Below are 13,320 nucleotides of genomic sequence, written 5' to 3' on the forward strand. Positions count from 1 at the left end.
TCTATCGCGCCGCCGTGGCGCGGGCCGGGCTCAGGGCGCAGTTCGGCCGCCCGCGGCATGGCCAGCGCGGCGCCGAGGCGTTCGGTCGATTGCCCGGCGTATCGGGTGGCGTAGGCCACGGCCTCGGCGAACACGCTGCCGTCCCCGGATGCGAGCCGGGCCGCCAGGGCGCCATTGAAGGCGTCGCCGGCACCGGTGGTGTCCACGGGCGTGACGTTGGCGGCGGGCATGCGATAGCAGGACGTGCTGTCGCCGCGGCGGTCGTCGCCGTGCGAGACGAAAGCGCCGGACGCGCCGAGCGTCAGCACGATCGTGGCGCGCGGGGCGAGCTCGCGGCACATGGCATGCAGCGCCGCATCATTGAGGCCGGCGATGCTTTCCGCCGCCAGGCCGCGGCCGGTGTGCCGGGACAGCAGGGCGGAGAATTCGGTTTCGTTCGGGGTCAGCACGTCGGCGGCGGCCAGCAGTACGTCGCTGGTCGGTGCATTCACCGGCGCGGGGTTGAGCAGGGCCAGCGCGCCGGCGGCGGCCCCGGCCTGCAGCGCGCGCAGCACCGCGTCGGGCGCGACTTCCAGCTGCACCAGCACGACGGCCGCGTCGGCGAAGTCGTGCTGCTGCGCGGCGACGAAGTCTTCGCCCAGCGCGGCATTCGCGCCGGGCGCGACCACGATGACGTTGTGCCCGGCGTTGTCCACGAAGATGCCGGCGGTGCCGGAGGCGATGTCGGGAAACACTTCCGCGCGCAGCGTGATGCCGTCGTCCGCAGCCAGCGCGCGGGCATTGGCGGCCGCGGCGTCATCGCCCAGCGCGGTGATGAACACGGTGCGGGCGCCCGCGCGCGCCGATGCCACGGCCTGGTTGAAGCCCTTGCCGCCGGGGCCCGTCAGGTAGGCGCCCAGCCGCGTCGCGCCGGGCGCGGGCAGGTGGTCGGCGGACCAGACATGGTCCTGGTTGTAGGAGCCGACGACGACGACCGTGCCGGCCACCGGTCAGACACCCAGGCTGGTCAGCACACCGGCAATGGTGGCGGTCATGAAGGTCGCCAGGGTGCCGCCCAGCACGGCGCGCAGGCCGAACTTGGCCAGGTCCTGGCGGCGTTCGGGCGCCAGCCCGCCGATGCCGCCGATCTGGATCGCGATCGAGCTGAAGTTGGCGAAGCCGCACAGCGCGTAGGTGGCGATCAGCTTGCCTTTCTCGCTCAGCACCACGCCTTCGACGTTGCCGTTGACGATCTCGGCCAGCTGCAGGTAGGCGACGAATTCGTTGATCACCACCTTCTGGCCGATCAGCGAACCGACCGTGGTCGCGTCCTGCCAGGGCACGCCGATCACCCAGGCGATCGGCGCCAGCAGGTAACCGAAGATCGTCGCCAGGTCGGTCGGCTTGCCCAGCCACGCGGCCAGGCCGGTGATGTCGCCGATCCAGGTCAGCGGCCAGTTGATCAGGGCGATCAGGGCGATGAATGCCAGCAGCATCGCGCCGATGTTCAGCGCCAGGCGCAGGCCGTCCGCGGCACCGGCGGCGGCGGCGTCGATGACGTTGCTGGTGGTCTTCTCGACTTCCATCTTCACGGTGCCGCGGGTCAGCGGGTTGCCGGTTTCCGGGATCAGCACCTTGGCCAGCACCAGGGTGGCCGGCGCGGCCATGATCGACGCCGCCAGCAGGTGCTTGGCGTAATAGGCCTGCTCGACCGGGTCGCCGCCGCCGAGCATGCCGACGTAGGCTGCCAGCACGCCGCCGGCGATGTGCGCCATGCCGCCGATCATCATGGTGATCAGCTCGGACTCGGTCATGCGCGAGATGTAGGGGCGCACCGTCAGCGGCGCCTCGGTCTGGCCGATGAAGACGCTGGCGCAGACGCTGGTGGTTTCGGCACCGGATACCTTCATCACCTTGGTGATGGCCCAGGCCATGGCCCGCACGATCGCCTGCATCACGCCCAGGTGGTACATCACGCTCATCAGCGCGGCGAAGAAGATGATGGTCGGCAGCACCTGGAACGCGAAGATGAAGCCGTACGTCGAGGTGTCCATCAGGCCGCCGAAGATGAAGCTGGAGCCGGCGTTGACGAATTCCAGGATGCGCACGAACAGGTGGCCCAGCCAGTCGAACACCTCGCGCCCGCCCGGCACCAGCAGCACCAGGGCCGCGAAACCGATCTGCAGGCCGATGCCCGTGATCACCAGCCGCCAGTCCACGGACCGCTTGTTGTTGGAAAACAGCCAGGCGATGCCGATGAGAACGGCTAGCCCGAACAGGCCGAACAGGATGCTGCTGATCATTGCGTTGGGAATCCCCCTGGGCGATGCGGCAGGGTAGTGCAGGCCCCCGGCCCGGGCAAGGCGAGCGCTAGTCCTCGCGGGCGACCACCCGGTTGCGGCCGTTGTCCTTGGCCAGGCGCAGGCGCTGGTCGGCGCGTTTCATCAGGCCGGGCAGGTCGTGGGCGTCCTGCGGGATGCAGGCCAGGCCGGCGCTGAGCGTGAGCTTGCGGGGTTCGACATCGGGCTCGGGCACGAAGGGCGAGGCTTCCAGCCGGCGCCGCAGCTGTTCCATGCGTTCCCAGGCGGCACCGATCGGCAGCCGCAGCAGCAGCACGAATTCTTCGCCGCCGACCCGGATCAGCGGCTCTTCGTGCGTCAGTTCCTGCCGCATCGTCTTCACCGCATGGCGCAGGGCGCGGTCGCCGGCCAGGTGGCCGAGTTCGGCATTGATGTGCCGGAAGTGGTCGAGATCTATCAGCGCCAGGCTGAGCGTGCGGCCTTCGTCGCGCGCTTCGTTCACCTGCTGCGGCACGCGGGTGTTGAGGTAGCTGCGGTTGGGCAGGCCGGTCAGGCCGTCGGTGCCCGACAGCTGGGTCAGGCGCTGGGCGCGGAACACCACGACGGCGGTCATCAGCGTCACGGCGATCAGCAGCACCAGGCGCTGCAGCTGGCTGGAGGTGCTGACGGTGCCGTAGGCGGCCGACACCAGCGGTTCGCTGGACAGCATCACCACGGCCAGCCACAACAGGGCCGACTGCAGCAGGGCCAACACGCCCGCGAACAGCGTGACACGCACGTCATGCCGCAGCGCGGTGGCGAAGATCGCCAGCAGGTAACAGCACCAGACCACGACGCTGTTGAGCGCGGCCACCGGCGTCACCAGCCCCAGCAGCACCAGCACCAGGGTGACCAGGCTGACGTCGAAGCCGGTCGAGGCCATCGGCAACCAGGCATGACGGCGCCTGTGCTTGGCCAGGTGCAGCCAGAGCCGGCTGAGCGCCAGCACCACCAACGCGCCGAACAGCCCGACCGCGGTTTCTTCCGGCTGGCCGCCGGAAAGGTGGTTGAGGGCCGGCAGCAGCAGCAACAGCATGGCCAGCACCATGCGCAGGCGCGCGACCAGCAGTTCGCCGCCGGCGCCGACCTCGAGCAGGATCTCGTCCGGCGCTTCGCGCAGGGACTGGGCCAGGTCGTCGATGGTTTCGCGAAGGGTGCTCACGCCGGGGGTCGTGGCCTTGGAAAGGATGCGCCGAGGATAGCCGGCGCGGCCCCGCGCTGTCAGGCGAACGAAGGCACTAGCCGGGCAGGCCGCGCAGCGCCACCCACAGCGCCAGGCCCACGAACAGCGCGGCGGCGGCCCAGCGTGCCGCCTTGAGCGGCAGCTTCGCGGCGAAGCGCGCGCCCAGCAGCACCACCGGCACGTTGGCCACGGCCATGCCCAGGTGGTGCCGGCGACCACCTGCCACAGCGGCGAGTACTGCGCCGCCAGCACGACGGTGGCGACCTGGGTCTTGTCGCCGATCTCGACGATGAAGAAGGCGATGAGGGTGGCGAGGAAGGGCCCGAAGCGCGGCGGCTTGACCTCGTCTTCGTCGAGTTTGTCGGGAACCAGCGCCCAGGCGGCGACCGCCAGGAAAGACACCACCACGCCCCAGCGCAGCCACTGCGGGTCGATCCACTGCGTGACCAGGGCGCCGAACCAGCCGGCCAGCGCATGGTTGAGAAGGGTGGCCGCAAGGATGCCGGCGATGATCGGCCAGGGTTTGCGGTAGCGCGCGGCCAGCACCAGGGCCAGCAGCTGGGTCTTGTCGCCGATTTCGGCGACGGCCACGGCCAGGGTGGAAACGAACAATGCGTCCAAGAAAAACTCCGGGGCCGGGACGCAGGGCGGGGGAGGCCGGCGCCTCGCGGCCCGGCCCGGACCATGAAAAAGGGCGCGCCGCCAACGCGACGCGCCCTGCATTCTAAGCCATCACCCGCTTATTGCTCCGACGGCGCCTCGGTCCGGATCACGATGTGTTCGCGGCCTTCGTCGTCCACCCAGTGCTGGCGGCTGACGATGCGGGCGACGACGCCGTCGGCCAGGGCCAGGGTTTCGCCGGGTGCCGGGGCGGGTGGCGCCGGCGGTGCGTCTGGGACAGGGGCCGCGGGCGGTGCAGGCGGAGCGGGCGGGGTCGGCGCGACCTTGGGCGTGCGCGGTGCCGGCGGGGCCGGAGGCGCGGGCGGGGCGGGGGTGCAGGCGGGGCGTACCAGCGCACGCCGGGGGCGTCGGGCACGGTGACTTCGACGGTGCGCGGCTTGCGTTCGCGCAGCAGGTCCACCTTCACCTTTTCGCCGTCGTCCTGGTCGCGCAGGGCGCGCATCGCGTCACGCGGCGAGTTCACCGCGGCGCCGTCGATCTTCTGGATCACGTCGCCCGGCTCCAGCGTCTCCAGGCCGGCGCCGCCGCTCAGCACGAGCACGCCGCTGCTGGTGCCGAAGTAGCGGCCCAGCTGCGGGTTCATCGAAGCCAGGTTCAGGCCGCTCCAGCGATAGGCCTGGGTGAGCGCGGGAAAACTGCAGTCGTCGTCGCCGGGCGGGCAGGGCGCGGCAGCCATGCGGGCGATTTCCATCTGCACGCGCGGGTCGATCACCGGCGTGGCGCGGGCGTATTCGCGCGCCGCACGTTCGGCGGCCCGTGCCCGCTCCGCGGTCAGCACCTGGACCTGCGGGGTTTCACTGCTGGAGAAAACCATCACGCGGTCGAGTTTTTCGGCCTTTACCGTGGCCTGGGCGGACTTGCCGTCGCGCGAGTAGCCCAGCCGCAGCGACTGACCTTCCTTGAGGCCGTCCAGCAGGCCGCGCGCCTGTTCGATGGCGGCGTCGCCTTTGGCGCTGATCGCCTTGCCGTCCACGCTGAGCAGCATGTCGTTGGCGCGCAGGCCGGCCTTGGCGGCCGGGCCGTTGGGCGTGACCGCGGCGATGCGCACGCCGGCCCAGTCCGGGCTGGCGCCCATCACGATGCCGATAGCGGGCCGGCCGCCGAAGGCGTCGAAGGAATTGAAGGATTCGACATTGAAGCTGTAGGCATTGGCACCGGATTCGCCCAGTTCGCGGGTGAGTTCGGACACGCGGCGGGCGCTGCGGTTGAGTTCGGCACGCGCGCGTTCGAGTTCGGCGCGCTTGGCGGCTTCGGCGGCGGCCGTCTCGGCGCTGGCCTTCGGCGTGTCGGCGGCCTGGGCGGTGGCCGCCAGCGCGGCGGCCACCAACAGGGAAATCAGGCGGAACTTCATGGGGTCATTCCTCGTGGGGCGAAGTGGGGTGTCAGAAGGTGGCGACCAGGGCGCCGTCGAGCGTGTCGCCGTCGGTGGCGAGCCATTGCGACGTGCCCTGCACGCCGGCGTATTCGCGCAGCAGGCCGACGCGCTGCTGCCAGAGCAGGGCGCGGCTCTCGGCATCAAGTGTCGGCGCGGACAGCGCGACGTCGATCCGGCGCAGGCGGTCTTCGAATTCCAGGCCGAGCAGGGCGGTGCTGGCGGAAGCCATCTCGTCGTCGGCGACGGCGCTGATCAGGTTTTCGAGCCGGGCCGATTCGATCATCAGCGACTCCAGCGGGATCGGTGCGGTGGCCGTGGCCGGGGTGGCGGCGACCGGATCGGTCACCGGCGCGGTGGTCGGCGACATCAGGCGCGGCATCAGCGCGGCGACGGCCAGGGTGGCGGCCGCGGCCAGGGCGAACGGCCAGCGTGGGCGTGGACGGCCGGCGGCGCGGCGATGATGCGGCGCTCCAGCAGCGGCCAGGCGCTGCGGTCCGGCGTTTCCAGCGGCAGCCGGCCGAAGGCTTCGGCGACGCTGATGTCGGTGTCGCGGGGCGTGGTGTCAGGCATGGGAAGTTGCCTCCTGTTCGATCTTCAGCAGCTCGCGCAACCTGCGGGTGCCGCGTGCGAGCTGGGACTTGGAGAAGCTGGCGGTCTTGCCCATCAGGCCGGCGATCTCTTCGTGGGTGTAACCCTCGGCGTGGTAGAGCCAGATCACGCTGCGGGTGGTGTCGGGCATGCGGCCCAGGGCGCGGGTGAGCAGGGCGGCGTCGGCGGCGGCCGGCGGCAGCATCGTGTCGTGGTTTTCGAGCTCTATCTCGTCCGAGTCCTCGGTGAAGGGCGTGCGGTTGCGCTTGCGCAGCTTCATCAGGGCTTCGTTGACGGCGATCTGCCGCAGCCAGCCCCAGAAGGGTGACTCGGAGCGGAACTCGCCGATGCGGTCGAAGAGTTTGAGCATGGTGTCCTGCAGCACGTCCTGGGCCTCCTCGCGCTCGCCGGTGAGGCGCAGCGCCAGGGTGAAGACCGGCCGCTCGAACCGGCGGTAGATCTGCTCGAACGCGCTCGCCTCGCCCCGCTTGGCGCGGGCGAGCAGCGTGTCTGGCACATCGATCGCGAAGGACGAGGGTGGGCTCACATCGGTCATGGATGCGGCGGGACGGAAAAGGGTCGCAGGGGGAATGGGGTCAGGTTCACTATTCCGGGCCGGATACCCGGCCTTGGACCAGATTACGCCCCCGGAAAGTGGACCTGGCCCTTTTCGCTTGCCGCCCGGAAAAGAAAAAGGGCCAGGGAAATCCCCGGCCCTTTCTTCGACAAGCCTGGCCGCCGGGCTCAGAAAGCCAGGCGGATACCCACGAAGGCGCTGATCGGCTGGCCCGGACGGGCGCCGGCCGGGCGGCGGGCGACCACGTATTCCTCGTCCGTCAGGTTTTCGATGCGGGCGTACAGCTCGGCCTGGTCGTCGAGCTTGAAGCCCGCGCTCAGGTCCCAGACCAGGGCCGAGTCGGTGCCCTGGCCGGCGGGGATGGCGCCGCTGCCGGCGACGGTGCGCATCTCGTCGAGGTAGTTGGCGGCCAGCGCCAGGCGCCAGCGTTCGCCGACCACGCCGGCTTCGGCGTGCAGCAGGTGTTCGGGCAGGTAGGGCAGGCGGTCGCCGCTTTCCACGTCACCCCACTCCTCGAAGCTGGAGGAGAAACTGTTGCGGAACTCGGCGTGGGTGAAGGTGTAGCTCAGCGACACCGGGAACGACAGCGCGCCGCCCTGGCCGAAGTCGTAACCCAGGCTGGCCTCGAGGCCGCTCACGCGCGCTTCGCCGCCGTCGTACTGGTCGCCGATGTTGCAGTTGCCGCCGCTCGATGCGGTGCAGGTGCCGACCAGGTTGGAATAGTCGCTGACGAAGCCGACCAGTTCGGTGCTGAACGCGTCGTGGCCGTAGCGCAGGCCGAACTCGGCGTTGACGCTCTCCTCCGACTCCGACCCCGAGGCCGGGCCCGGCGGGTTGAAGCCGCGGTTCACGCTGGCGAACAGGCTCAGGTTGTCGTCGAGCAGCCAGGTGGCGCCGAAGCCGGGGATCACCGCGTCCACCTCGGTTTCGGTGACCGACAGCACGACGTCGCGCAGGCCGGTGGCGGTGGAGTAGTTGGTGCGGCTCAGGTCGATGCGCTCGTAGCGCACGCCCGGGGTCAGGATCCAGCGGCCGAGCGTGATCGTGTCCTGCACGTACAGCGACAGCGCCTCGGCGTCGCCGACGCGGTTTTCCTGCGTGCCCGGCGCGCCGTCGGTGGTCAGCACCAGGCTGCCGCCGGCCATCTGGTAGCGGTCGTCGTTCTGGTAGCGGTCTTCCTGGTCGCGGTGCAGGCGCAGGCCGATCTCCAGGTCGTGCGCGCTGGCGCCGCTCTCGAAACCGATGCCCAGCACGCTCTGGATGCCCTGGGCGTAGTAGCTGCGGTTGTTGTTGCGCAGGCGCAGGGCATCGGCCGGACTGTCGGCGGCGCCGGTGAGCCAGGCGTACTGCTGGGCATAGGTGGCCGGGTCTTCCAGGATGCTGGCGATGGACTGGCCCTGCACGTCGTTGAGCTTGTACCAGTTGCGCGCGAACTCCGTGCGGTAAGCGACGGTGGTCAGATCCACGCGATCACTGAGTTCGATCAGGTGCCGCAGTTCGTACAGGTCCTGCTCGGTCTGGATGTTGTCCAGGCGCGAGGCGGCGTAGCGCCGGTTCGGGTCCGCGGCGAAGTCGGCATCGGTCAGGCCCAGGTAGGTTTCGTCGCTGTCCTGGGTGTTGTGGCCGATCTTGAAATCGAGCTGCTGGTAGCGCGCGGCCTCCGGGCTGCTGATCCAGCGCAGCTTGGCGACCACGTCGTTCAGGCCGTAACCGGTGTCGCCGCCGCCGTCCACGCGCTTGAAGCCGTCGGTCTGCTGGCGCACGCCCTCGATCAGGCCGCCGAAACGCTCGCCCATGGTGCCGGCCCAGCCGTGCGCGAGCAGGGTGGCGTCGCTGCCGAGGGAGACGTCGATTTCGCCCGAGGCTTCGGTCGGGATCGGCGTGGACACCAGGTTGAGCGCGCCGCCGGTGGTGCGCGGACCGGCCACGACCGAGGCCGAGCCCTTGCGGATCTCGACCGCGCTCATGCGCGTCATCACCGGGAAGTAGTAGGCGGCGGGTGCGGCGTAGGGCGCCGGCGCGATCAGCACGCCGTCCTCCATCACCGTGATGCGGCTGTTGCGGTCGGTGCCCGAGCCGCGGATGCCGATATTCGGGCGCAGGCCGTAGCCTTCTTCCTCGACCAGGTACACGCCGGGCACCTGGCGCAGCACGCGGTTGATGTCGCGGTAGGCGAACTTCTCCAGCGTCTCACCATCGATGTAATGGGCGGAACCGGAGGCCTGCTTCACCTCGTCCAGGCTGCCGAACACGTTGATGCGGTCCAGCTTGACCAGGGATTGCTCGGGGAGTTCGGCGGCGAGGGCGGCCGTGGGCAGCAGCGCCAGCGAAATGGCGAGGCGGAGGGTGCGGGACATGCGGGGACATTCCATAGGGCCGGCCGGGCCGGCGAACCGTTAAGATTTTATTACGATCAAGAACGATTCGCAATAGCATTGGCGCCCGGCCAGCGGCGCCACCCTATAGACTGTGGCCAGGCAAACGGGGAGCTCAGCCATGGAAATTCTGACCGTCATCATCCTGCTCGCAGGCGTCATCGTGCTGATCAAGACGGTGCGCATGGTGCCGCAGGGTTACGAATGGACCGTCGAGCGGTTCGGCAAGTACACCCACACCATGTCACCGGGCCTGCATTTCCTGATGCCGATCATCCAGAGCGTCGGCCGCAAGGTGAACATGATGGAGCAGGTGCTGGACGTGCCCTCGCAGGACGTCATCACCCGCGACAACGCCGTGGTGAAGGTGGACGGCGTGATCTTCTTCCAGGTGCTGGACGCCGCGAAGGCCGCCTACGAGGTGTCCAACCTCGAGCAGGCCACCATCGCCCTGGTGATGACCAACATCCGTACCTCGATCGGTTCGCTGGACCTGGACGAGTCGCTGTCCAAGCGCGACGAGATCAACGCCAAGTTGCTGAGCGTGGTGGACGTGGCCACGCATCCGTGGGGCATCAAGGTCAACCGCATCGAACTCAAGGACATCCAGCCGCCGCGCGACCTGGTGGACTCGATGGCCCGGCAGATGAAGGCCGAGCGCGAGAAGCGCGCCAACATCCTGGAAGCCGAGGGCCACCGCGCGGCGGAAGTGCTGCGCGCCGAAGGCGAGAAGCAGGCCGCCATCCTGGAAGCCGAAGGCAAGCGCGAAGCCGCCTTCCGCGACGCCGAGGCCCGCGAGCGCCTGGCCGAGGCCGAGGCGAACGCGACCCGCATGGTTTCCGACGCGATCTCCAAGGGCAACGTGCAGGCCATCAACTATTTCGTCGCCCAGAAGTACATCGAGGCGTTCAAGGCGCTGGCCGAGGCGCCGAACCAGAAGTTCGTGATGATGCCGATGGAGTCGAGTGGCATCATCGGTTCGCTGGGCGGCATCGCCGAGCTGGCGAAGGAAAGCCTGGGCCTGCAGCAGGGCGGTGGCGCCGCCAAGCCGCAGCCGCCGAAGTTCGGGGGCTGAGATGCGCACCGAACTGATCGTCTGGGCCGGCCTGGCCCTGCTGCTGATGGCGGCCGAGACGCTGGCGCCGGGCGTGTTCCTGCTGTGGCTGGGGTTCGCCGCGGCCGCGGTGTTCGCGATCCTGCTGGTGGTGCCACTGCCGCCGGTGTGGCAGGCGGTGGCCTTCATCGTGCTGGCCTTCCTGTCCATCGCCGTCTACATGAAGTACTTCCGCGGCCAGGAGAAGGAAAGCGACCAGCCCCTGCTCAACCGCCGCGGCGAGCAGCTGGTGGGCCAGGTGTTCGTGCTCGAGCAGGCCATCGTGGATGGCCGCGGCCGGCTGAAGATCGGCGACGCCTTCTGGGTCGCCGAAGGCGAGGACCTGCCGCAGGGCACCCGGGTGCGGGTGGTGTCGGTACAGAATATGTCCCTGCAGGTGCGCGCGGTCGACTGAACGCTGCCCGCCCGGGCGGACAGCGCTCCTTGCCTAATTGTTGAGAATCATTATCATCTACGGCATTCGCTATCCGGAGATGTCCATGCCCCGCACCCTGATCGCCCTCGTCCTTGCCAGCCTGATCGCGCCGGCGGTGTCCGCCGCCGAACTGGTGGTCTACACCGAACGCAAGGAACCGCTGGTCAAGCCGATCTTCGAGCGCTACCAGCAGGAAACCGGCACCACCGTGCGCCTGCTGTCCGATGGTGCGCCCGTGCTGATCGAACGCCTGGCCGCGGAAGGCGCCAACACCCGCGCCGACCTGTTCATGGCGGTGGATGCGGGCAGCCTGTGGCAGGCGGCGGAACGTGGCCTGCTGGCACCGACGAAATCGGCGGCGCTCGAAGCCGCCATCCCGGCCAACCTGCGCGACCCGCAGGGCCGCTGGTTCGCGCTGTCGCAGCGCGCGCGCACCATCGTCTATTCGACCGAGCGGGTGAAGCCGGCGGAGCTGTCGAGCTACGAAGCCCTGGCCGACGCGAAGTGGAAGGGCCGGCTGTGCCTGCGCTCGTCCAAGAAGGTCTACAACATGTCGCTGGTGGCGACGATGATCGAACGCCTGGGCGCACAGAAGACCGAGCAGGTCGCGCGCGGCTGGGTCGCCAACCTGGCCACCGCGCCCTTCGCCGACGACACGCTGCTGGCGAACGCCATCGCCGCCGGCCAGTGCGACGTCGGCATCATCAACACCTATTACCTGGGCCGCCTGCAGCATGACAAACCCGGTTTCCCGGTGCAGGTGTTCTGGGCCAACCAGGACGGCAGCGGCGCGCACGTGAATGTTTCCGGCGCCGGCATCGTCGCCGCGTCGAAGCACAAGGCCGAGGCACAGAAGTTCCTGGAGTGGCTGGCCTCGGACGCGGTGCAGGGCGACTTCGCCAGCGTCAACTTCGAATTCCCGGCCAAGCCCGGCGTGAAGCTCGACCCGGTGGTCGCGGCCTGGGGCCCGTTCAAGCACGACGAGGTGAACGTTTCGGTCGCCGGCCATCGCCAGGCCGAAGCCGTGCGCCTTATGGACCGCGCCGGCTGGCGCTGACCGCATGAGCGACGGCGCGGCACGCACCGCCTGGCCCCGGGCGCTGGCCTGGGGCCTGGCGTTGCCGCTGCTGTTGCCGGCGCTGTGGCTGGCGAGCGCTTTCGCCACGCCGCAACCCGAAGTCTGGCCACACCTGATCGAACAGGTGTTGCCGCTGGCGGTGCGCAACACCTTGGCGCTGCTGGGCCTGCTGGCGGTGTTCGCGATGTTGCCCGGCGTCGGTTTCGCCTGGGCCAGCGCGCGTTACGAATGGCCGGGCCGGCGTTTGTTCGACTGGGCGCTGGTGCTGCCGATGGCGCTGCCCGGTTACGTGGTCGCCTTCGTCTATGTCGGCCTGACCGACTACGCCGGCCCGCTGCAGAGCGCCTGGCGCGCGCTGGGCGGTGCACCGGCCGGGTTCCCGGAACTGCGCAGCGTGCCCGGTGCCGCCGCGGTGCTGGCGCTGGTGCTGTATCCCTATGTCTTCCTGATCGTGCGCGCCGCCTTCCTGCGCCAGGGCAGTGCGGCGATGGACGCCGCGCGTTCGCTCGGCCACGGTCCGGTCGCCGCCTTCTTCCGCGCCGCATTGCCGATGGCGCGCCCGGCCTGGGTGGCCGGCCTGACCCTGGTGTTGCTGGAAGCGCTGGCCGATTTTGGCGCGGTCAGCATCCTGGGCGTGGATACGCTGACCACGGCGATCTACAAGACCTGGTTCGGCCTGTATTCGCTGCCGGCCGCGGCGCAGCTGGCCTTCGGCATGGTCGGCCTGGTCGCGCTGGTGCTGGTGCTGGAACGCCTGGGCCGTGGTCGAGCACGTCATGCCGGCCGCCAGCTGATGCCACCGCCGCGTCGCCCGCTGCACGGCTGGCGCGGCTGGACGCTGACGGTGTTGGCGGGACTCACGGTGCTGCTGGGCTTCGTCGCGCCGGTGCTGCAACTGGTGGCGTGGTCGTGGCAGGCCCGCGCCGCGCTGCCCGATGTCGGCGAGGCGGCCTGGAACACCCTGCTGCTGGCGTTGATGGCGGCGGCGGGCGTGCTGGTGCTGTCACTGCTGTTCGCCCTGCTGGGGCGGCGCAGCGGCAACGATCGCGGCGTGCATGCCGCCGGTTTCGCCGCCGGCCTGGGTTATGCGGTGCCCGGCACCGTGCTGGCGGTCGGTGCGATGTGGTTGCTGGTCGCGGCCGAGCAGGCCATGCCTTCGCTGGCCGGCCTGGCCCTGAGTTCATCCCTGGCCGGTGTGCTGCTGGCCCTGTGCGTGCGCTTCTTCCGGGTAGGCCACGAGTCGACCGAGTCGGCCTTCCAGGCGCTGCGGCCCTCGCTGCTGGAATCGGCGCGCCTGCTCGGCGTGCCCGCCCGCGAGCGCCTGCGCCGGATCGTGCTGCCGCTGCTGCGCCCGGGTCTGGTGGCGGCCGTGCTGCTGGTGCTGGTGGAGACGGTGAAGGAGCTGCCGGCCACGCTGATGCTGCGACCCTTCGGCTGGGACACCCTGGCGGTCAAGATCTACAGCCACACCACCGAAGGCCTGTGGATGCAGGCCGCCTGGCCGGCGCTGTGGCTGTGTGCGGTCGGGCTGGTGCCGGTCTGGTGGCTGGTGAGGCAACAGCGCTGACGCGGCGCCGCCCGGCCCGGCCGGGTCTGCGATAATGCCGGCCTTTCCC

11 protein-coding genes and 1 pseudogene are annotated in these 13,320 nt (G+C 69.8%); 4 read left to right on the top strand and 8 right to left on the bottom strand.

The features are described from left to right. Positions 1-50: 50 nt before the first annotated feature. From FRZ33_RS06560 to FRZ33_RS06595, 8 genes and pseudogenes are all read right to left on the bottom strand, one after another. Positions 51-986 (bottom strand): annotated as a pseudogene (locus FRZ33_RS06560) (ribokinase); the annotation flags it as partial. A gap of 3 nt (positions 987-989) precedes the next feature. Continuing rightward, the gene (locus tag FRZ33_RS06565) at positions 990-2,282 is read right to left on the bottom strand and encodes a NupC/NupG family nucleoside CNT transporter (protein ID WP_146908563.1); all 1,293 of its coding nucleotides are present in this window, start codon (positions 2,280-2,282) and stop codon (positions 990-992) included. A gap of 67 nt (positions 2,283-2,349) precedes the next feature. Beyond that, a complete protein-coding gene (locus FRZ33_RS16100) occupies positions 2,350-4,122 on the bottom strand; it encodes a TMEM165/GDT1 family protein (protein ID WP_227978191.1) in 1,773 nt (590 codons plus the stop codon). Positions 4,123-4,270: 148 nt separating this feature from the next. Continuing rightward, complete coding sequence (locus tag FRZ33_RS06580; RefSeq protein WP_158637129.1) at positions 4,271-5,533, bottom strand: PDZ domain-containing protein; 1,263 nt, start codon at positions 5,531-5,533, stop codon at positions 4,271-4,273. A gap of 31 nt (positions 5,534-5,564) precedes the next feature. Next, positions 5,565-5,936 carry a hypothetical protein gene (locus tag FRZ33_RS15130; protein WP_158637130.1) on the bottom strand — a complete coding sequence of 124 codons (372 nt, stop codon included), beginning with the start codon at positions 5,934-5,936 and terminating at the stop codon, positions 5,565-5,567. Continuing rightward, complete coding sequence (locus FRZ33_RS06585) at positions 5,936-6,127, bottom strand: hypothetical protein (RefSeq protein WP_146908569.1); 192 nt, start codon at positions 6,125-6,127, stop codon at positions 5,936-5,938. The genes FRZ33_RS15130 and FRZ33_RS06585 overlap by 1 nt, the downstream gene beginning before the upstream one ends. Continuing rightward, a complete protein-coding gene (locus tag FRZ33_RS06590) occupies positions 6,120-6,701 on the bottom strand; it encodes an RNA polymerase sigma factor (protein ID WP_146908571.1) in 582 nt (193 codons plus the stop codon). The genes FRZ33_RS06585 and FRZ33_RS06590 overlap by 8 nt, the downstream gene beginning before the upstream one ends. Positions 6,702-6,889: 188 nt before the next feature. Continuing rightward, positions 6,890-9,079 (bottom strand): TonB-dependent receptor family protein, encoded by a 2,190-nt coding sequence (locus FRZ33_RS06595; RefSeq protein ID WP_158637131.1) that lies wholly within the window; start codon positions 9,077-9,079, stop codon positions 6,890-6,892. A gap of 139 nt (positions 9,080-9,218) precedes the next feature. Here FRZ33_RS06595 and FRZ33_RS06600 point away from each other — a divergent pair, with 139 nt between their 5' ends. From FRZ33_RS06600 to FRZ33_RS06615, 4 genes are all read left to right on the top strand, one after another. Continuing rightward, positions 9,219-10,172 (top strand): SPFH domain-containing protein, encoded by a 954-nt coding sequence (locus FRZ33_RS06600; protein WP_146908574.1) that lies wholly within the window; start codon positions 9,219-9,221, stop codon positions 10,170-10,172. A 1-nt stretch (position 10,173) separates the two neighbouring features. After that, positions 10,174-10,605, top strand: a complete 432-nt coding sequence (locus tag FRZ33_RS06605) for an NfeD family protein (RefSeq protein ID WP_146908576.1) — start codon at positions 10,174-10,176, stop codon at positions 10,603-10,605. Positions 10,606-10,690: 85 nt separating this feature from the next. Further along, positions 10,691-11,683, top strand: a complete 993-nt coding sequence (locus tag FRZ33_RS06610; protein WP_146908578.1) for an extracellular solute-binding protein — start codon at positions 10,691-10,693, stop codon at positions 11,681-11,683. A 4-nt stretch (positions 11,684-11,687) separates the two neighbouring features. Continuing rightward, positions 11,688-13,271, top strand: a complete 1,584-nt coding sequence (locus FRZ33_RS06615; protein WP_146908580.1) for an ABC transporter permease — start codon at positions 11,688-11,690, stop codon at positions 13,269-13,271. Positions 13,272-13,320 lie beyond the last annotated feature (49 nt).

The sequence above is a fragment of the Arenimonas daejeonensis genome (genome assembly GCF_007993735.1).
In the GTDB taxonomy this organism is placed as follows: domain Bacteria; phylum Pseudomonadota; class Gammaproteobacteria; order Xanthomonadales; family Xanthomonadaceae; genus Arenimonas; species Arenimonas daejeonensis.

Excerpts from the sequence above, each read along its gene's own strand:
- FRZ33_RS06605 (WP_146908576.1), top strand. The coding sequence starts at position 10,174 with ATGCGCACCGAACTGATCGTCTGGGCCGGCCTGGCCCTGCTGCTGATG.
- FRZ33_RS06615 (WP_146908580.1), top strand. The coding sequence starts at position 11,688 with ATGAGCGACGGCGCGGCACGCACCGCCTGGCCCCGGGCGCTGGCCTGG.
- FRZ33_RS06595 (WP_158637131.1), bottom strand. The coding sequence starts at position 9,079 with ATGTCCCGCACCCTCCGCCTCGCCATTTCGCTGGCGCTGCTGCCCACG.
- FRZ33_RS06610 (WP_146908578.1), top strand. The coding sequence starts at position 10,691 with ATGCCCCGCACCCTGATCGCCCTCGTCCTTGCCAGCCTGATCGCGCCG.
- FRZ33_RS15130 (WP_158637130.1), bottom strand. The coding sequence starts at position 5,936 with ATGCCGCGCCTGATGTCGCCGACCACCGCGCCGGTGACCGATCCGGTC.
- FRZ33_RS06565 (WP_146908563.1), bottom strand. The coding sequence starts at position 2,282 with ATGATCAGCAGCATCCTGTTCGGCCTGTTCGGGCTAGCCGTTCTCATC.
- FRZ33_RS06590 (WP_146908571.1), bottom strand. The coding sequence starts at position 6,701 with ATGACCGATGTGAGCCCACCCTCGTCCTTCGCGATCGATGTGCCAGAC.
- FRZ33_RS06600 (WP_146908574.1), top strand. The coding sequence starts at position 9,219 with ATGGAAATTCTGACCGTCATCATCCTGCTCGCAGGCGTCATCGTGCTG.
- FRZ33_RS06585 (WP_146908569.1), bottom strand. The coding sequence starts at position 6,127 with ATGCCTGACACCACGCCCCGCGACACCGACATCAGCGTCGCCGAAGCC.
- FRZ33_RS06580 (WP_158637129.1), bottom strand. The coding sequence starts at position 5,533 with ATGAAGTTCCGCCTGATTTCCCTGTTGGTGGCCGCCGCGCTGGCGGCC.